Annotated in this window: 22 protein-coding genes; 5 read left to right on the top strand and 17 right to left on the bottom strand. The window is 61.7% G+C overall.

Annotation, left to right across the window (positions count from 1 at the left end):
* Positions 1–37: 37 nt before the first annotated feature.
* From GW587_RS14690 to rpsO, 6 genes are all read right to left on the bottom strand, one after another.
* Positions 38–469, bottom strand: a complete 432-nt coding sequence (locus GW587_RS14690; protein WP_166104274.1) for a DUF29 domain-containing protein — start codon at positions 467–469, stop codon at positions 38–40.
* A 2-nt stretch (positions 470–471) separates the two neighbouring features.
* Positions 472–906, bottom strand: coding sequence for a DUF29 domain-containing protein (locus GW587_RS14685; protein ID WP_166104271.1), 435 nt, complete (start codon positions 904–906; stop codon positions 472–474).
* The gene (locus GW587_RS14680) at positions 887–1,354 is read right to left on the bottom strand and encodes a DUF29 domain-containing protein (protein WP_166104268.1); all 468 of its coding nucleotides are present in this window, start codon (positions 1,352–1,354) and stop codon (positions 887–889) included. Before GW587_RS14680 ends, GW587_RS14685 begins: the two co-directional genes overlap by 20 nt.
* A 9-nt stretch (positions 1,355–1,363) precedes the next feature.
* Entirely contained in the window at positions 1,364–1,795 is a 432-nt protein-coding gene (locus GW587_RS14675) for a DUF29 domain-containing protein (RefSeq protein WP_166104266.1), read from the bottom strand.
* Positions 1,796–1,889: 94 nt separating this feature from the next.
* The gene (pnp, locus tag GW587_RS14670; RefSeq protein ID WP_166104263.1) at positions 1,890–4,010 is read right to left on the bottom strand and encodes a polyribonucleotide nucleotidyltransferase; all 2,121 of its coding nucleotides are present in this window, start codon (positions 4,008–4,010) and stop codon (positions 1,890–1,892) included.
* Positions 4,011–4,232: 222 nt separating this feature from the next.
* Entirely contained in the window at positions 4,233–4,502 is a 270-nt protein-coding gene (gene rpsO / locus GW587_RS14665) for a 30S ribosomal protein S15 (protein ID WP_166104260.1), read from the bottom strand.
* A gap of 168 nt (positions 4,503–4,670) precedes the next feature.
* Between rpsO and bamE the strand changes: the two genes are divergently transcribed.
* On the top strand, positions 4,671–5,147 hold the full coding sequence (gene bamE / locus GW587_RS14660; protein WP_166104258.1) for an outer membrane protein assembly factor BamE domain-containing protein: 477 nt from the start codon (positions 4,671–4,673) through the stop codon (positions 5,145–5,147).
* 98 nt (positions 5,148–5,245) lie between these two features.
* Positions 5,246–6,058: a porin family protein gene (locus tag GW587_RS14655; RefSeq protein ID WP_166104255.1), complete on the top strand. Its 813-nt coding sequence runs from the start codon at positions 5,246–5,248 to the stop codon at positions 6,056–6,058.
* Here the strand turns inward: GW587_RS14655 and GW587_RS14650 are convergent.
* The 8 genes from GW587_RS14650 to GW587_RS14615 form a co-directional block, all read right to left on the bottom strand.
* Positions 6,042–6,734 carry an ArsR/SmtB family transcription factor gene (locus GW587_RS14650; protein ID WP_166104252.1) on the bottom strand — a complete coding sequence of 231 codons (693 nt, stop codon included), beginning with the start codon at positions 6,732–6,734 and terminating at the stop codon, positions 6,042–6,044. The two genes, GW587_RS14655 and GW587_RS14650, sit on opposite strands and share 17 nt — an antisense overlap.
* Positions 6,731–7,060 carry an NIPSNAP family protein gene (locus GW587_RS14645; protein WP_166104249.1) on the bottom strand — a complete coding sequence of 110 codons (330 nt, stop codon included), beginning with the start codon at positions 7,058–7,060 and terminating at the stop codon, positions 6,731–6,733. The genes GW587_RS14650 and GW587_RS14645 overlap by 4 nt, the downstream gene beginning before the upstream one ends.
* A gap of 82 nt (positions 7,061–7,142) precedes the next feature.
* Positions 7,143–8,066: a sugar kinase gene (locus GW587_RS14640; RefSeq protein ID WP_166104247.1), complete on the bottom strand. Its 924-nt coding sequence runs from the start codon at positions 8,064–8,066 to the stop codon at positions 7,143–7,145.
* Positions 8,067–9,614: a 2-isopropylmalate synthase gene (locus tag GW587_RS14635; protein WP_166104244.1), complete on the bottom strand. Its 1,548-nt coding sequence runs from the start codon at positions 9,612–9,614 to the stop codon at positions 8,067–8,069.
* A gap of 60 nt (positions 9,615–9,674) precedes the next feature.
* The gene (pssA, locus tag GW587_RS14630) at positions 9,675–10,547 is read right to left on the bottom strand and encodes a CDP-diacylglycerol--serine O-phosphatidyltransferase (protein ID WP_166104241.1); all 873 of its coding nucleotides are present in this window, start codon (positions 10,545–10,547) and stop codon (positions 9,675–9,677) included.
* 74 nt (positions 10,548–10,621) lie between these two features.
* Complete coding sequence (locus GW587_RS14625) at positions 10,622–11,380, bottom strand: SIMPL domain-containing protein (RefSeq protein WP_166104238.1); 759 nt, start codon at positions 11,378–11,380, stop codon at positions 10,622–10,624.
* A 62-nt stretch (positions 11,381–11,442) separates the two neighbouring features.
* Positions 11,443–12,213 carry an SIMPL domain-containing protein gene (locus GW587_RS14620; protein ID WP_166104236.1) on the bottom strand — a complete coding sequence of 257 codons (771 nt, stop codon included), beginning with the start codon at positions 12,211–12,213 and terminating at the stop codon, positions 11,443–11,445.
* Between the two features lie 212 nt (positions 12,214–12,425).
* The gene (locus GW587_RS14615; RefSeq protein ID WP_166104234.1) at positions 12,426–13,214 is read right to left on the bottom strand and encodes a nucleotidyltransferase domain-containing protein; all 789 of its coding nucleotides are present in this window, start codon (positions 13,212–13,214) and stop codon (positions 12,426–12,428) included.
* Positions 13,215–13,311: 97 nt separating this feature from the next.
* On the opposite strand from GW587_RS14615, the gene GW587_RS14610 reads away from it, so the two are divergent.
* The gene (locus GW587_RS14610; RefSeq protein ID WP_166104231.1) at positions 13,312–13,563 is read left to right on the top strand and encodes a hypothetical protein; all 252 of its coding nucleotides are present in this window, start codon (positions 13,312–13,314) and stop codon (positions 13,561–13,563) included.
* Between the two features lie 296 nt (positions 13,564–13,859).
* Here the strand turns inward: GW587_RS14610 and ilvC are convergent, their stop codons facing one another.
* From ilvC to GW587_RS14595, 3 genes are read right to left on the bottom strand one after another with little or no spacing between them, the layout of a single operon-like run.
* Complete coding sequence (ilvC, locus tag GW587_RS14605) at positions 13,860–14,876, bottom strand: ketol-acid reductoisomerase (protein ID WP_152803115.1); 1,017 nt, start codon at positions 14,874–14,876, stop codon at positions 13,860–13,862.
* A 37-nt stretch (positions 14,877–14,913) separates the two neighbouring features.
* Complete coding sequence (gene ilvN / locus GW587_RS14600) at positions 14,914–15,405, bottom strand: acetolactate synthase small subunit (protein ID WP_166104228.1); 492 nt, start codon at positions 15,403–15,405, stop codon at positions 14,914–14,916.
* Position 15,406: 1 nt separating this feature from the next.
* Entirely contained in the window at positions 15,407–17,137 is a 1,731-nt protein-coding gene (locus GW587_RS14595; RefSeq protein WP_166104224.1) for an acetolactate synthase 3 catalytic subunit, read from the bottom strand.
* Between the two features lie 475 nt (positions 17,138–17,612).
* On the opposite strand from GW587_RS14595, the gene GW587_RS14590 reads away from it, so the two are divergent.
* Together GW587_RS14590 and GW587_RS14585 are read left to right on the top strand one after the other, a co-directional pair.
* Positions 17,613–18,182: an RNA polymerase sigma factor gene (locus GW587_RS14590; RefSeq protein ID WP_166104221.1), complete on the top strand. Its 570-nt coding sequence runs from the start codon at positions 17,613–17,615 to the stop codon at positions 18,180–18,182.
* The gene (locus GW587_RS14585; protein ID WP_166104218.1) at positions 18,179–18,589 is read left to right on the top strand and encodes a DUF3619 family protein; all 411 of its coding nucleotides are present in this window, start codon (positions 18,179–18,181) and stop codon (positions 18,587–18,589) included. Before GW587_RS14590 ends, GW587_RS14585 begins: the two co-directional genes overlap by 4 nt.
* Positions 18,590–18,633 lie beyond the last annotated feature (44 nt).

Raw genomic sequence — 18,633 nt, 5'->3', positions numbered from 1 at the left:
TGAGCAGCGTTTAGGCTGGCTTGCTGTGGCGTTGGATTCAGTCGGGCAAAAAATCCTGTTCCAGCGCCCGCTCCAGCGACCAGGGACTGGCCTCGGGCAGGTCGAAGCAATGATCCTCGCCGATGGTTCTGATCAAGGCATCGAGCCAGACATCCTGGACGAAATCCGCGTCGGCGACGCGCTTGCGCAGGCTCGGCATGCGCCGCAGCATCCGGTCGATCCGCGTGCGCTGCAGGACGATCAGGCGGCGCCACAGTTCGCAGCGATGCCCAGATTGCCGCTGCCATCGCGCCAGATGCGCCTGCAAGCCGGCGCAGCGGCTTTCCAGTTCATACAGATGGCTCGACGCGATCTCTTCGACCTCCTCCGCAAGATGCCGCGCATCGAGTAGCGAGAAATCAGCATTACGCAACCAAAAAGCCTGCTCCCGGGCCCATTCGGCAAAGTCAGTCTCATAAGAGGTCGCCATATTCACTCCGGTAAAAAATCCTGCGATAGCAATTGCCCTGCATCCCATGGCATGTCGTCAGGTAGGTCTTGCAGATGCGTTTGCATTTCCGCGTCAAGCTTGCCGCGCCGATAAATTTGCATCAGCCACTGCGGATGGTTCAACAGCGGTTTGAGGTGCGGATGTCGCGCGAGATCATCGACGATGGCGGCGCGCTGCTCCTTGATCGTGTTGCGCCAGCTATGTCCGCGCCGTCCCGGCTGATACTTCCACTTAAGCAAATGCGTGACAAGGACGACATACCGGCTTTGCAGCTCTCTTTTTTCGCTCTTGCCCACATCCTCGATCTCCTCGGCGATGTTGTCGATGTCCAGAAGTTCCCACCGGCCGGCGCGCAGCAAGGCGGCCTGTCGCGCGGCCCATGCGATAACGTCGTCCTCATAGCTTGTTGTTGGCATCACGCCCCTCCCCGTCTGGAAGAAAGTCCGCCAGCATCGCTTGATGCAGCGTCCACGGATTGGAGTCGGGAAGATTATCGATTTCGCCTTCGGCTTCTTTCAGCGCCAGCACGACCGCATCGCGCCACACCTCATCGGCGAATTCCGAGTCGGACATCATGTTTTTGAGGCTGGGCATCTTGCGCATCAACTTTTGAATATCGATCCGCTGCACCCGTATGGTTGTCAGCCAGCTCGAACCACGCCGCCCCGGCTGCCACCGCCATTTGAACAGATGCTCGACCAGCACCGCCATCCGGTGGCGCAGCTCCCGCTTCTCGCTCTTGCCCACATCCTCGATCTCCTCGGCGATGTTGTCGATGTCCAGCAATTCCCACCGTCCGGCGCGCAGCAAAGCCGCTTGCTGCTCGGCCCAGGCAATGGCGTCGTCGTCGTATAAATTGCCCATCGTTGACTCCTACTCGGGCCAAAAATCGTGCGCCAGGCATAGCTCGACGCTCCAGGGCGGCTCCGCCGGCATGACTTTTAAGTGTGTCTGGGCGACCGCGTCTCTGACTGCCCGGCTGTAGGTTTTCCGCAGCCATTGCGGATCGGCCAGCAGCGTTTGCAAACTGGGATAATCATCGAGCGCGTCTTCGATCGCCGCGCGTTGCGCGCGTATGGTGTGTGCCCAGCTGCTTCCCCGCCGCGTCGGCTGGAACTTCCACTTCAGCAGATGGGTCAGCAATACGGTCATCCGGCTGCGCAGCTCCTGCTTCTGACGGTTACCCACATCCTCGATCTCCTCGGCGATGTTGTCGATGTCCAGCTGCGACCACTGGCCGCGACGCAGCAAAGCCGCTTGCTGCTCGGCCCAGGCGATGACGTCGTCTTCGTATAAGGTGCCCATGATCCGGTTGGACCTGGCGCGGCGTGAAAAGTTCAGACGAAAAAAAGCCGCCGGGGCTTGCGCTCCGGCGGCTCTTGGTCAGACTAGTCCGAGATTACTGTGCGGCGGCGGCAGCCTCTTCAGCGGCGGCTTTCATCGACAGTTTCAGGCGGCCGCGGTCGTCGGTTTCCAGAACCTTGACGCGCACTGCCTGGCCTTCTTTCAGGTAGTCGGCAACGGCGTTGACGCGCTCGTTGGCGATCTGCGAGATGTGCAGCAGACCATCTTTGCCCGGCATGACCTGAACGATCGCGCCGAAGTCCAGCAGCTTCAGCACGACGCCGTCGTAGGACTTGCCCACTTCGACCGAGGCGGTCAGCTCTTCGATGCGACGCTTGGCTTCCTGGCCAGCGGCAGCGTCGACGGAAGCGATGGTGACCACGCCTTCGTCGCTGATGTCGATCTGGGTGCCGGTCTCTTCGGTCAGTGCGCGAATCACGGCGCCGCCCTTGCCGATCACGTCACGGATTTTTTCCGGATTGATCTTGATGGTGATCAGGCGCGGTGCGAAATCGGACAGTTCCGTTTTCACGTGCGGCATGGCTTTTTGCATTTCGCCCAGGATGTGCTCGCGGCCTTCTTTGGCTTGCGCCAGCGCCACTTGCATGATTTCCTTGGTGATGCCCATGATCTTGATGTCCATCTGCAGCGCGGTGATACCGTTGCGGGTACCGGCGACCTTGAAGTCCATGTCGCCCAGGTGATCTTCATCGCCCAGGATGTCCGACAGCACGGCGAACTTGCCGCCTTCCTTGATCAGGCCCATCGCGATACCGGCGACGTGCTCTTTCATTGGAACGCCGGCGTCCATCAGCGCCAGGCAGCCGCCGCAGACCGAAGCCATCGACGACGAACCGTTCGATTCGGTGATTTCCGACACCAGACGCACGGCGTAGCTGAACTCTTCAGCCGACGGCAGCGCGGCGATCAGCGCGCGCTTGGCCAGGCGGCCGTGGCCGATTTCGCGGCGCTTCGGGGTGCCGACGCGGCCGGTTTCGCCGGTGGCGAACGGAGGCATGTTGTAATGCAGCATGAACGGGTCGGTGAACTCGCCCATCAGCGCATCGATCTTCTGGCTGTCGCGCGCGGTGCCCAGGGTGGCAACCACCAGCGCCTGCGTTTCACCGCGGGTGAACAGCGCCGAACCGTGGGTGCGTGGCAGCACCGAGGTACGGATCGAGATCGGACGCACGGTGCGGGTGTCGCGGCCGTCGATACGTGGCTCGCCGTCCAGGATCTGGGTACGGACGATCTTGGCTTCCATGTCGAACAGGATGTTGTTCACTTCAGCCGAGTCCACTGGAGCGGCGCCGGATGCGGCGGCTTCAGACGACAGGTCGGCCAGCACTTCGCTGGTGGCCGCCTTCAGCTTGGCGGTGCGTTCCTGCTTGTCCTTGGTCTGGTAGGCTTCGTTGATCTTGCTCGCGGCGAAATGCGCAACGCGGCCGATCAGCGCTTCGTTCTTGGCCGGCGGGACCCATTCGACTTCCGGCTTGCCGCCGTCGCGCACCAGATCGTGGATCGCGTCGATGACCGCCTTCATTTCGGTGTGGCCGAAGACCACGGCGCCCAGCATGATTTCTTCCGACAATTGCTTGGCTTCCGATTCCACCATCAGCACGGCGGTTTCGGTACCGGCGACAACCAGATCCATCTCGGAGGTCTTCAGTTGTTGCACGGTTGGGTTCAGGATGTACTGGCCGTTGGCGTAGCCGACGCGCGCTGCGCCGACCGGGCCGTTGAATGGCACGCCCGACACGCACAGGGCGGCCGATGCGCCGATCATGGCGGCGATGTCCGGATCGATTTCAGGGTTGACCGACAGCACGTGAATGATGACCTGGACTTCGTTCAGGTAGCCTTCTGGGAACAGCGGACGAATAGGACGGTCGATCAGACGCGAGGTCAGGGTTTCTTTTTCCGAAGGACGGCCTTCGCGCTTGAAGAAACCGCCCGGGATTTTACCGGCAGCATAGGTTTTTTCAACGTAGTCGACGGTCAGCGGGAAGAAGTCCTGACCTGGCTTGGCGTCTTTACGCGCGACCACGGTTGCCAGGACGACGGTATCTTCAATCGATACCAGCACTGCGCCGGATGCCTGGCGAGCGATTTCGCCGGTTTCCAGGGTCACGGTGTGTTGGCCGTACTGGAAGGTTTTGGTAACTTTATTAAACATGGGTAATCCCTTTCTATTTGCCGACAGATTTTCAGGGGCTGTCGTTCACCTCACCACAGGCGGCCGTGCGGCCACCTTTGCTACAAACTGCTAAAACAGGAATTCCATGTTGCGCTCGCCAAGACCGCGTTCCACTTGGCAAGATTTTGCCGACCGAAATGACAAAATGCCCGCGTCAGCAAACTGGCGCAGGCATTTCGATTAAGCCGGATGACGCAAAAATTACTTACGCAGACCCAGTTTGGCGATCAGATCGCGATAACGGGTAGCGTCTTTGGCCTTCAGGTAGGACAGCAGGCTCTTACGACGGTTAACCATCATAATCAGACCACGACGGGAGTGGTGATCCTTGCTGTGGGCCTTGAAGTGGCCGTTCAGTTCGTTGATGCGTGCGGTCAGCAGTGCAACTTGCACTTCTGGGGAGCCGGTGTCTTTTTGACCACGGGCGTTGTCCGCAATGATCGCGGCTTTGTTGATGTTTTCTACGGTCATGATATTTACCTTTAACATGCGGTGCGCGGAGTCGTAACCCTGCACATCGTGAACTTCAAAAAAAACTGATCCGAAGACCAGACCCGGAAGTATAGCGGAAAAAGCGCCGCGTGTATCCCGTGTTGACTACAATTCTCGTTACTTCCGACGGTTTTTAAGGAGCTGGCGATGAAAAAGCTGATTTTTACGACAATCTTTCCGGCATTATTGGCCGCGTGCGCCGGGCCGCCGCCCGCGCCCGGCGAGCCGGCGGCGGCGGTCGAGGCCAAGCTGGGCCGGCCGACCGGCGTCTACCGCGACGGCGCCGACACCATGCTCGAATACGCCACCGGGCCATGGGGCCAGTACACCTGGATGGCGCGCATCGGCGCCGACGGCAAGCTGGTGTCGTACGAGCAGGTGCTGACCGGACAGAAATTCGCCACCATCAAACCGGGCAAGGACGACAAGGATAGCATCCTGCGCACCCTCGGCCGGCCGGCGCAGGTGACGCACTATCACAGCGTCGACGGCGACGTCTGGCTGTACCGCTACAAGGAGCAGGACGTGTGGAACTCGATGATGTCGGTGGAGTTCAACCGCGCCGGCGTGGTGCAGGCCATGGTCAACGGTCCCGACGAGGAGCGCGAGAACAAACGCAGGTAGGACGATTCCCACGAGCACTCCGGGCGTGCGCCGACGGGTTTAGTTGTTGGCTATTGGTACGATTCTTTCCATCAACAACGTCACCGATTGGAGTATCAATGTCTTTACGCACGCCCCCCGCCCGCCACGCCATCTACGCCGCCACCTTGCTGGCATTGAGCACCGTTACCGCCATGGCCTGGGCCGATCCTTCGCCGGCGCTGGACCGCGCCAGTCTGTCGGCCGGCGCGTTCTACGCCGATCCGCACATCAGCTACGAGGGCGACACCAACTACGGCCACATCGACAGCGGCACCTACAAAGGCGACCGCGTCACGCTGCCGCGCGCCAAGGCGTCGGTGCTGCTGGGCGATACGCAAGGCCTGGACTTCGACTACTACCGCTACGACAAGACCTACGATCCGTCGCTGAGCGGCAGCACCAACCAGAACGGCGTGCCGCTGAGCGGCAACGGCAAGCTGGACGCCAAGCTGAAACTGGACCTGGCCAACCTGGCCTATAAATGGTGGATCGGCAGCGGCAACGACGTGTTCGGCGTTGGCGCCGGCGCAGCCTATTACCACGCCAAGCTGGAAGGTACGGCCAGCGGCGTGCTGAACGGCGTCAGCGGCAACGGATCCTATTCGGAAAGCGAAAGCGCTTTCGCGCCGCTGGTGGAACTGGGCTGGCGTCACGCGTTCTCGAAGGACGTGCGCATGTATGTCGACGCTTCCGGCATCAAGAAAAACGGCGGCAGCTTGAACGGTCACATCTACAGCGGCGCCATCGGCGTCGAATGGTTCGTGACGCCGGCCATCGGCGTGGTGGCGGAATACAGCGCCACCAAGATCAGCCTGAGCCGCGAGCGCAGCAACCAGGATCTGAACCTGCGTCTGAACGGCCCGGCCGCCTACGTCAAGTTCCGCTTCTAAGCAAGGCAGTCAGTCCCGACGCGCCGCTGGACGTCAGTTCCAGCGCGCGCGTGTCGTCGCTGCGGCGCAGCCATCCCTGGTCGATGAAGTTGTCGAGCAGCGCGACGGCCAGCGGGCCGGCGAAGTGATCCCTCCGTTCCGACCAGTCCACGCACCCGTAGAGCTGCCGCGCGCCTTCGTGCGGGGTCACGCCGAGCTTGCGCAGTTGTTCGGCGCCGGCTGGCGTCAGCGGGTAATCGTGGCCGTCGCCTTCGGTCGGCTGGACCCAGCCGTTCTCGATAAAGCACCGGCACAGATCGACGCCCAGCACGCCGGCCAGATGGCCGTAGCAGCTGCGCGCGTGACGCAGTCCGCGCATCGCCGGCGCTTGCCAGCGCACCGTTTCCGGCAACGCGCCGTCGGCGACGCGCAACAGCGCTTCCAGCGCGTGCGCCACGTTGCCGTCGGCGAGCATGTAGTAGCGGTGCCGCCCTTGTGCGCGTACGCGGGCCAGGCCCTCATCCACCAATAGCTTCAGGTGCTGCGACGCGGTCGGCGCCGACACGCCCGCATGTTGCGCCAGATCGGTCGCGGTGTAGAAACGTCCGTCCAGCAGGCGCGATAGCATCAGCGCCCGCGTCGGATCGCCGATCGCCGCCGCGACGCGGGCGAAGCGCGGCTGCGGCGTCGGATTCATATCGGCGCCTTGAGGAAAGTGCCTTCGACCGCTTCGACGAAGGTGCGTTCTTCGCGCAGGATGAAGCGCTGCCGCTGGGCGCTGGCGAAATTCTCCTTCGCCTCCACATCGCTGCGCAGCCTGGCCCGATAGGATTCGTAGGCCGCCAGCGAATCGAAGCCGACCAGACCCCATGCCTCGTAGTTGCTGCCTTCGTGCGGCATGAAGTAGCCCAGCAACTGGCCGCCGAGGCGCGGGATGATGCGGCCCCAGTTCTCGGCATAGGTGCGGAAGGCGTCGCGCTGGAACGGATCGATCTCGTAGCGGATAAAGCAGGTGATGGTCATGAGGGCTCCTTGTTGATTGGGTGAGCCGACAAGATAGCTTTTAGAATGCGCGAATGCTTCGGTATGCGCCGAAGCATTCCGTTCACGCCAGCGCGGCGCGCACCTGCGCGGCGCTCGGGATCGGGGCGACCGCGCCGTGGCCCAGCGTCGACAACGCGGCGCTGGCGTTGGCGTAGCGGACCGCGTCGGCCAGCGTGTCACCGGCGGCGAGGCGCGCCAGCAGGCTGCCGTCGAAGCAATCGCCGGCGCCGGTGGCGTCGAGCGCCTGCACCACCTTGGCGGCGGCCAGTTGCGGCGCTTCGCCCGGCGACGCATACCACGCACCGGCCTTGCCGCATTTAAGCACCACTGTTTGCGCGCCCTGCGCGCGGCACCAGGCGAACACCGCCGGCACGTCGTCGGTGCCGGCCAGCGCCACCGCTTCGTCCTGGCTCGGCAGGAACAGATCGGTCATGCCGATGGTGGCGCCGATGACGGCGCGCGCCCGCGCCAGCGGCCATAGCGACAAGCGCAGGTTCGGATCGAAGCTGACCTTGGCGCCGGCGGCGCGCGCGGCGTCGATGGCGGCGAACACCGTGTCGCAGGCGCCGGCCGATATCGCTTGCGAGATGCCGGAGAAGTGCAGCCATTGCGTATCGGCGACCGCGCGCAGGTCCATCGTCCGCGCGTGCATGCGGCTGGCGGCGGAGCCGGCGCGCAGGTAGCTGAAGGCGTGGCCTTCGGGACCATGATTGACGAAATACAGGCCGGTCGGCGCTTGCGGATCGCGCGCGACGGCGCCGGTATCGACGCCTTCGGCCTGCCACAAGTCCAGCAGCATACGGCCGAAATGGTCGTCGCCGACGCGGCTCAGGTAGGCGGTGCGCGCGCCCTGGCGCGAGGCCGCGATCACGGCGTTGGAGGTGTCGCCGCCGAAGCCCTGGCGGTACATCGGCTCGCCCGGCGTGCCCTGGTTGAATTCCACCATGGCCTCGCCCAGCGCCACCACATCGAAGTGTTTGCTCATTTACGGTTGCGGGTTGACGCGCTCGATCTTCGAGTGCAGTTTGTTCAGCGCCGACAAATAGGCCTTGGCCGACGCCACGATGATATCGGGATCGGCGCCGACGCCGTTGACGATGCGGCCCTCTTTCGACAAGCGCATCGTCACCTCGCCCTGCGACTGGGTGCCGGTGCTGATCGCGTTGACCGAGAACAGTACCAGCTCCGCGCCGCTGCCGACCTCCGCTTCGATGGCGTTGACGGTGGCGTCGACCGGGCCGTCGCCCTTGCCTTCCGAGATGTGCTCCTCGCCGTCGATGTTGAACACCACTTTCGCGCTCGGCGTGTCGCCGGTTTCGGAGCGCTGCGACAGCGAGATGAAGCGGTAATGTTCGCTCTCCTGCGATTGCTGCTCGTCCGACAGCAGCGCCAGGATGTCTTCGTCGAAGATGTCGGACTTGCGATCGGCCAGCTCCTTGAAGCGGGTGAAGGCGGTATTGACGTCGGCCTCCGATTCCATCTCCACGCCCAGTTCCTGCAAGCGCTGCTTGAAGGCGTTGCGGCCGGACAGCTTGCCCAGCACGATCTTGGTGGCGTGCCAGCCGACGTCCTCGGCGCGCATGATCTCGTACGTCTCGCGCGATTTCAGCATGCCGTCCTGGTGGATGCCGGAAGCGTGCGCGAAGGCGTTGGCGCCGACCACCGCCTTGTTCGGCTGCACCGCGAAGCCGGTGATCTGCGACACCATCTTGGAGGCGGCGACGATCTGCGTGGTGTCGATGCCGACTTCCAGATTGTAGTAGCCGCCGCGCGTACGCAGCGCCATCACCACCTCCTCCAGCGCGGTGTTGCCGGCACGTTCGCCCAGGCCGTTGATGGTGCATTCGATCTGGCGCGCGCCGCCGATCATCACGCCGGCCAGCGAGTTGGCCACCGCCAGCCCAAGATCGTTATGGCAGTGCACCGACCATACGGCCTTGTCGGAGTTGGGGATGCGCTCGCGCAGGCGGCGGATGGTCTCGCCGAAAATCTCCGGCACCGCGTAGCCGACGGTGTCGGGGAAGTTGATGGTGGTCGCGCCCTCGTCGATCACGCCTTCGAGCACGCGGCACAGGAAGTCCTCGTCCGAACGGCTGCCGTCCTCGGGACTGAATTCGATATCGTCGGTGAACTGGCGCGCGAAGCGCACCGCGTTCTTCGCCTGCAGCAGCACCTGGTCGGGCAGCATGCGCAGCTTCATCTCCATGTGCAGCTTGGAGGTGGCGATGAAGGTGTGGATGCGTTTGCGCTCGGCCGGCGCCAGCGCTTCGGCGGCGCGGGCGATGTCGCGGTCGTTGGCGCGCGACAGCGAGCAGATAGTCGATTCGCGCACCGCCGTGGCGATGGCTTTGATGGATTCGAAGTCGCCCTGCGAGGCGGCAGCGAAGCCGGCCTCGATGACGTCGACGCGCAAGCGCTCCAGCTGCTTGGCGATGCGGACTTTTTCATCCTTGGTCATCGATGCGCCGGGCGATTGCTCGCCGTCGCGCAGCGTGGTGTCGAAAATGATCAGGCGGTTGGATGAGTTGCTCATGATAGCTCCGTGGCAGATGCTTCGTTGCTTGAATTCTCAGGGCCTACCGCCCTCTTCTTGTTAGCGGCGTTCGCTCGGGTCGTCGGTTTCTTCGTCGACCTGGATCAGGCTGACCTTCTTGCCCTTGGCCAGCCGCCATACCGACACCGCGTAGCCAGACAGGCCATAGGCGATAAAGATCGGGAACAGCACCTTCGGTGGATCGATCGACACCAGCGCGAACACCAGCGCGATCAAAAACACCGCAATGAACGGCACCGACTTGCGGAAGTTGACGTCCTTGAAGCTGTAGAACGGCACGTTGGTCACCATGGTCAGGCCGGCGAACACGGCGAGGCTCCACGATACCCAGCGCAGCTCCAGGCCGGACACCTCCTGGTCCACCATCAGCAGGATGAAGCCGGCCACGATCGCGGCGGCCGACGGCGACGGCATGCCCTGGAAGAAGCGCTTGTCGACCACTTCGATGTTGGTATTGAAGCGCGCCAGGCGCAAGGCGGCGCCGGCGCAGTAGACAAACGCGGCGATCCAGCCCAGCTTGCCCAAGCCGCGCAGCGACCATTCATAGATCACCAGCGCCGGCGCGGCGCCGAACGACACCATGTCGGACAGCGAGTCGTACTGCGCGCCGAATTCGCTCTGGGTATTGGTCAGGCGGGCGACGCGGCCGTCGAGGCCATCGAGCACCATGGCGATGAAGATGGCCCAGGCCGAGTGTTCGAATTTCTGGTTCATCGCCATCACGATGGCGTAGAAGCCGCAGAACAGCGCGGCGGTGGTGAACGCGTTCGGCAGCAAATAAATCCCGCGATGGCGCGGCCGGTCGAGATCCTCACCCCGCGCCCGGCGGGCGAAGCGGCTGAAACGGGAGGTCTTCGGCAGTTTGGCTTGGACTACACCATTCTTGGCGCGGCGACGGGGGAATTTGGCCATAGGGTTCCATTTCTGATTTATCTGGTTATTGCGCCATCATTATAGAGGGCGGACCCTATTCTGCCCACATTTGCTTACTTGAAGCGCACTTTGCCCACCAGTCGCATTTGCAGCGTGGTTTCGCCCGGTTCGAAGCTGGGCTCCTCGACGGTATCGGCGCCTTTGGCCAGCATCGCCATCGGCGCGCGGGCGGCGCCGGCCACGGTGACGCGGTCGGCGAAGTTGCCCGAGCCTTCGAAGTCGACCGTGTCGACCACGGCGTCGCCGACCTGGCGGCCCATGGCGTTGGCGATCGAGCGCACCCGTTCGGTGAGGTTGGCGTAGGTGGCGGCGATGCGCTGGTCGTCGAGCTTGCGGGTGGTTTCCGGCGTCAGGCCGAAGCGCAGATTGTTCAGCGCCAGAATGCGCTGCGCGGCGGCGACGGTCTTCGGCAGGCCGGCGATATTGGTGGTGATCGCCTGCAGCGATTGGCCGACGCGCCAGGCGGTCGGCACGCGCGGCTTGCGGCTCTGGCCGGGTTGCGGCGCGGTCTCTTCCGGATAGACCTGGTAGGTGTAGTAGCCCTGCGTTTTCAGGCTGGCCTGCGGATCTTCCTTCTTGACGATCTCCAGGCCCTGCTTCATTTTCAGATTGACGCGGGAGGCGGCGGCGGCCTTGTCCTTGTCGACTTCTTCGACGCTGAGCGTGATGGTGGCCTGGTCGTTGACGTGCTTGACTTCGCCGAAGGCGGGCACCACCACCAGCGTGCCGGTGGTCGGCAGGGATTCAGTCGGGGCGGCGTGCGCGGCGAATGCGGCAGCGGCGAGGGCGACGGCGGCGGCGAGGTTTTTCATCGGGGGCTCCAAGTTAGCACAAATGCAAACTCTACCCCAAACCTCGCCGCTGCGGCGTCTACTTATTTGAAGCGGACCTTGCCGACGACCTGCATCTGCAGCGTGGTTTCGCCGGGCTCGAAGCTCGGCTCGGCCACTTCGCCGCTGTCCATCATCGCGCCCTTGGCCATGCGCATCGCCATCGGCGCCGGCGCGGCGCGGCCGCCCTCGGCGTAATTGCCCGAGCCTTCGAAATCGACGGTATCGATCACGGCGTCGCCGACTTTGCGGCCCATGGCCTTGGCGATCGAGCCGATGCGCTCGTTGAGGTTCTTGTAGGTCACGGCAATGCGCTGATCGTCCAGTTGACGGGTGGTTTCCGGCGTCAGGCCGAACTGCAGGTTATTCAGCGTCAGCACTTTCTGGGCGGCGGCGACGGTTTTCGACAGGTTGTCGAGGTTGGTGGTCTTGACCTCCAGGTACTGGCCGACGCGCCAGGCGGTCGGCACGCGCGGCTTCGGCTGCTGGCCGGCTGGCAGCGGACGGTCTTCCGGATAGACTGGATAAGTGTAGTAGCCCTGGGTTTTCAGGCTGGCTTGCGGATCGGCCTTCTTGACGATGTCCTGGCCCTGCTTCATTTTCGCGTTGACGCGCGAAGCGGCGGCGGCCTTGTCCTTGTCCTGCTCTTCGATGGCGAGAGTGGCGATGGCCTGGTCGTTGACGTGGGTGACTTCGCCGAACGCCGGCACCACGACCAGCGTGCCGGCGGTCGGCACGGCGTCGGAAGGCGCGGCTTGGGCGGCCAGAGCGAAGGAGACAGCAGCGGCTGCGGCGATATTTTTCATGACGGTCATTGCGGGCTCCAGGTTGAAATTACGGCAAGGCAAACTTTACTCGAATTTACCTCGCACACCAGTAAGAGATGGTTAGCGTTTGTAACAACAGTGGGGGTCAAGTCTGCCATTCGTACACGAGCTGGTGCGTTCTGGCATTTCAGCAATGGTCAATGACCACGATATGCGCGCGACGGCAGAGATCGTGTACGAATGTCAAATCTGACCCCCATTTAATTACCAGCCATCTGCTGAAGGCTCCGGTGGAAAATGTCATTCAGGCTGAGTAGCATATCTCGGCGCGGAGACGATGCCGGTGTGAGGGTCTCGACACGTTCCAACTCGCGCTCTATGTAAGCGTTGATACTCGCCACGGGAAGGCCCGAGCCCATCTCCGGAGCGGCGCGTTTGCGCGTCAGCAAAGCATCTATGTCCGCCAGCAGCAACTGGTCGTCGATCAGGTGCAGTAGTTTGCCAAATTCGATAGGCGCGGCAGTACCGTACCGTTCCAGCCAGCGCACCGCGAGCAACGGGCGCAAGACGTAGAAGTATTTTTTTAACGGAACCAAGTCACCCTTCAAATAGCCGCGAAAGTTCGTCTTGGCCATGCTGCGATAGTGGTGGATTCCACTTTCCCACGAGTAGACATCGGGCATCAGTCGTCGAACATCCTCGGCGAAGCTGGTGCTTTCAATGTAAATGATTGGCGATTGAATCCACTCGACAAATGCCGGATTGGATTTCCAGAACAACCGCAACGCTTTGCGCACATCCCAGCCATTCAGATCGATATCATCGACGATCGGATATTCGATGACATCGCGCTGCTCTTCCAATCCCACGGACAGATACCAGTCCCTGGAATGGACGTAGATGAAACGCGCGTCGTAGTCGCTGTTCGGCGATTCGAATCCCCAGGCACGACTGCCGGACTCGACGGCGAGTAAGACGCGCACGTCATGCTCGGCCTCGGCATTTCGGATCCGGCTAAGGATCTCGGCGCGCACGTCGGGTGAGATCATAGTTCGGTCATCCATATGTCATATCAGGGGTAAGGGGCTTAAGTATTTTATAATGAAACGGCCGTTATTATTCGATCTCAACAAGGAGACTGCGTTCATGATGACGTTCATCGGAGGGTGTCTGTTCGAACTTTTCGTGCAAGTTCTGATGTACGGCCTCGGGCGGTTTGTAATTTCGATCGTCTCGTTCAACCGCGCGCGGGCCATTGGCATTAAAGAATTTTTCAGCAACGACCGACCGGCCTACGACGAGGAAGGCAAGATGCTGGTGCCGGAATGGGCTGCCATGATCATCGGTGTGATGACGCTGTTCGCCTCGGTTGCGCTGTTCACCGCATTCCGCTCATAGCGTCTTCTTGTGGCTGTCTTGATAATCGGCGAGGACTGTATCGCCAACATCTTCACCGGCGATGTCACCACACCCATCGCCAGGCTGACGACGCTCCACGCCACGAACAGAATGCGCGCCCAGTTGTGCCGCAGCAGAATGCCGACGCCGGCCACCAGCGTCAATACAAAGCCCGCAAATAACATGAAGTATTGCACCGACATGGGCAGCAGACTTCTACCTATCCTAAACCAGTCGCTTCCGACAAAACGAAAAAAAGCCGGCTTGCGCCGGCTTTTGCATTGCGAAGATAAAGCTTAGTTCTTCGACTGGTCGACCATCTTGTTCTTGGCGATCCAAGGCATCATCGCGCGCAGTTTGGCGCCGACTTCTTCGATCTGGTGCTCGGCGGTCAGGCGGCGACGCGAAATCAGGGTCGGCGCGCCGGCCTTGTTCTCCAGGATGAAGGACTTGGCGTATTCGCCGGTCTGGATGTCCTTCAGGCACTGACGCATCGCGTCTTTGGTCGCCGAGGTCACAACCTTCGGACCGGTCACGTACTCGCCGTATTCGGCGTTGTTCGAGATCGAGTAGTTCATGTTGGCGATGCCGCCTTCGTAGATCAGGTCGACGATCAGCTTCAGCTCGTGCAGGCATTCGAAGTACGCCATTTCCGGAGCGTAGCCAGCTTCGGTCAGGGTTTCGAAGCCGGCCTTGATCAGCTCGACCGCGCCGCCGCACAGCACCGCTTGTTCGCCGAACAGGTCGGTCTCGGTTTCTTCGCGGAAGTTGGTCTCGATGATGCCGGCGCGGCCGCCGCCGTTGGCCGAGGCGTACGACAGGGCGATGTCACGGGCGATGCCGGACTTGTCCTGGTACACGGCGATCAGGTGCGGCACGCCGCCACCCTGGGTGTAGGTTGCGCGCACGGTGTGGCCCGGGGCCTTCGGTGCGACCATGATGACGTCCAGGTCGGCGCGTGGCACGACCTGGCCGTAGTGCACGTTGAAGCCGTGGGCGAAGGCCAGCACCGCGCCTTGCTTGGCGTGCGGCGCGACGTTTTCGTTGTAGACCTGGGCGATGTTCTCGTCCGGCAGCAGGATCATGATGACGTCGGCGGCCTTGACCGCGTCGTTGACTTCCGCAACCTTCAGGCCGGCCTTCTCGACCTTGTTCCACGACGAGCCGCCTTTGCGCAGGCCGACCGTGACGTTGACGCCGGAGTCGCTCAGATTTTGCGCGTGGGCGTGGCCCTGCGAGCCGTAACCGATGATGGCTACGTTTTTGCCCTTGATCAGGGAGAGGTCAGCGTCTTTGTCGTAAAAAACTTTCATGATATTTCCTATTAAATTCGTTATGGGTACGTGTTGCTTAAACTTTGAGGATGCGTTCGCCGCGTCCGATGCCGGATCCGCCGGTGCGTACTGTTTCCAGGATCGAAGCCCGGTCGATCGAGTCGATGAACGCGTCGAGCTTGGTCTTGGCGCCGGTCAGTTCGATCGTGTAGGTTTTCTCGGTGACGTCGATGATGCGGCCGCGGAAGATGTCCGCCGTGCGCTTCATTTCTTCCCGTTCCTTGCCCACCGCGCGGACCTTGATCAACATCAGCTCGCGCTCGATGTGCTGGCCTTCGGTCAGGTCCACCACCTTGACCACCTCGATCAGGCGGTTCAGGTGCTTGGTGATCTGTTCGATGATGTCGTCCGAGCCGGAGGTGACGATGGTCATCCGCGACAAGGTCGGATCTTCGGTCGGTGCGACGGTCAGCGTTTCGATGTTGTAGCCACGGGCCGAGAACAGGCCGACGACACGGGACAGCGCGCCGGCTTCGTTTTCCAGCAAGACAGAGATAATGTGTCGCATGTTATAAGTCCTCCGAACCCAGCAGCATTTCAGAGAGCCCCTTGCCCGCTTTCACCATCGGCCAGACGTTTTCCGATTGATCGGTAATGAAGTTCATGAACACCAGCTTGTCCTTCATGCCGAAGGCGTCGCGCAGCGCGCCGTCGACGTCGCCCGGTTTTTCAATGCGCATGCCGACGTGGCCATAGGCCTCGGCCAGCTTCTCGAAGTTCGGCAGCGAGTCCATATAGGACTCGGAATAGCGCGAACCGTAGTCGATCTGCTGCCACTGGCGGACCATGCCCAGGAAGCGGTTGTTCAGCATGATGATCTTCGGCGTCAGATGGTATTGCTTGCAGGTCGCGAGTTCCTGGATGCACATCTGGATCGAGCCTTCGCCGGTGATGCAGGCGACGGTCGCGTCCGGGTTGGCCATCTGCACGCCCATGGCGTACGGCAGGCCGACGCCCATGGTGCCCAGGCCGCCCGAGTTGACCCAGCGTTTAGGCTTGTCGAACGGGTAGTACTGCGCGGCCCACATCTGGTGCTGGCCGACGTCGGAGGTGATGAAGGCGTCGCCCTTGGTCACTTCCCACAGCTTCTGCACCACCGATTGCGGCTTGATGACCAGGTCCGAGGTGGCGAACTTCAGGCAATCCTTGCCACGCCATTCGTTGATCTGCTTCCACCAGTCCTTGACGGCGGGCGCGTTCGGCTTGGCGTCGCTGGCGTCGAGCTGGGCCAGGAATTCGATCAGCACGTCCTTGACGTTGCCGACGATCGGAATGTCGACCTTCACCCGCTTCGAGATCGACGATGGGTCGATGTCGACGTGGATGATCTTGCGCGGATGCGAGGCGAAGTGTTTCGGGTTGCCGATCACGCGGTCGTCGAAGCGGGCGCCGATGGCGATCAGGACGTCGCAGTGCTGCATCGCCATGTTCGCTTCGTAGGTGCCGTGCATGCCGGGCATGCCGACGAAGTTCTCGCTCGACGCTTTATATGCACCCAGGCCCATCAGCGTGTTGGTGACCGGGAAGCCGAGCTTGTCGACCAGCTTGTTCAGCTCGGGCGCCGCGCTGGCCAGGATCACGCCGCCGCCGGTGTAGATCATCGGACGTTCGGCTTGCAGCAGCAATTGCACCGCCTTGCGGATCTGGCCGGAGTGGCCCTTGTCGACCGGTTTGTACGAACGCATCTCGACCTCTTTCGGGTACGAGAAGGTCGTCTTGTGCATCGAGATATCCTTCGGGATGTCGACCAGCACGGGGCCTGGACGGCCGGTGCGGGCGATGAAGAAGGCTTTCTTGACGGTTTCCGCCAAATCCTTGACGTCTTTGACGAGGAAATTGTGCTTGACGACCGGACGCGTGATGCCGACCGTGTCGCATTCCTGGAAGGCATCCTGGCCGATGGCGTGGCTGGGCACCTGGCCCGAGATCACGACCATGGGGATGGAATCCATGTAAGCGGTGGAAAGACCTGTCACGGCATTGGTGACGCCCGGACCGGACGTGACCAGCGCGACACCAACTTTATTCGAGCTGCGCGAGTACGCATCGGCGGCATGCACTGCGGCCTGTTCGTGACGCACGAGGACGTGTTGGAATTTGTCTTGCTTGAAGATGGCGTCGTAGATATACAGGACGGCTCCGCCTGGATAGCCGAAGACGTGTTCCACGCCCTCTTCCGCCAGGCAGCGCACCAGTATTTCCGCGCCGGTAAATTGTTGTGACGATGCTTCGGTATTCATGAAACATTCCTTTCAAGGTCCATAGGAGATTGATCGGATGCTCTTTCCTCGCGAAGTATGCCTACCTCTACAGCATTGCCCTGCTTCCCTTTTTTTTTGCGGTCACGCTGCCTCTTCCGCCAACCGTAGTGGCGTGCAAAGCAGGGTTCAACGCAAACTCTCGTTCGGCCGGATCTGTCTGTAGCGGTTGTGCGTACCTCTCGCGCTTGTGGCACGGGTTAGAGCAAACTGCTGACATATGAAAGCGCGTCCGGTCGAAATGCGGCGTTGTGTGCCTGCTGCGACCAGACCATAGAGCTTCGGGGTGTTCAAAGCGTTCCATACGGTACACCGACGCACCACTTTGAGCAAGCATAAAGTGGAAAATCGCCAATTAATAGTGCGTGGCAAGCCGGTTTTGACGTAAAACCATGCAAATTCGCCCGATTTTTGCTAGCATGCGCTCAGTTCAAAAAACGCCGCCAGGCGCTTCCTCGTGGCCACAGACAAAGAATTATCCGACTTCCTCGAAAACGTCGAGCGGCGCGCCTTCAAACAAGCCGTGTACGCGGTACGCAAGGACGAATCCGCGCTGGACATCGTGCAGGACGCGATGATCAAGCTCGCCGAGAAATATGGCGACAAGCCGGCCGCCGAGCTGCCGATGCTGTTCCAGCGCATCCTGCAGACCACCATCCTCGATTACTTCCGCCGCGAAAAGGTGCGCAACACCTGGGTCAGCCTGTTTTCCGGCATGGCCCCGTCAGGCGGCGACAATGACGACTTTGATATACTCGAATCGCTTGCGGCCGAGGACGGCAGCGAGGCCAGCGAGTCGAGCGCGGACAAGGTCGAGCGCCAGCAAACGCTGGAACTCATCGATGCCGAAGTACAAAAGCTTCCGGCACGTCAACGAGAAGCCTTCCTGATGCGTTATTGGCAGGATATGGACGTGGCCGAAACCGCCGAAGCGATGGGATGTTCCGAGGGGAGCGTGAAAACGCATTGCTCACGTGCAACACATACGCTTGCCGAAGCGCTCAAAGCCAAGGGAATAAAACTATGAACACCGATGATCTGAACTTCGCTTACAAGGTGCGTCACGCGCTCAATGAGACGCTGGACGATCTGCCCGCCTCGACCACCGACCGCCTGGCGCAGGCGCGCAAGATGGCGCTCGCCCGCAAGAAGGCGCACGTCGACGTGCCGCTGAGCGTGCGCGTCGCCAAGACCGAGCTGGCCGCCGCCGGCGGTTCGCTGCTGCCGCAACCGTTCGCGTGGCTGGGCCGCATGGGCATGATTCTGCCGCTGCTGGCCCTGGTCGGCGGCCTGATCGGCATCTACCAGTACGAACAGCAGGAACGCATCGCCGATCTGGCCGAGATCGACGCCGCCGTGCTGTCGGACGAACTGCCGCTGTCGGCCTACCTGGACCACGGTTTCAACGCCTATCTGAACCAAAGCGAGCAATAAGTTATGGCATGGAGCGGTCGGGCACGATGGGGCGCCGGAATAGT

The organism is Duganella aceris, assembly GCF_011090165.1.
GTDB lineage: Bacteria > Pseudomonadota > Gammaproteobacteria > Burkholderiales > Burkholderiaceae_D > Rugamonas > Rugamonas aceris.
Note: the sequence above shows the minus strand (reverse complement) of the source record. Positions and strands in the feature narration are given on the sequence as shown.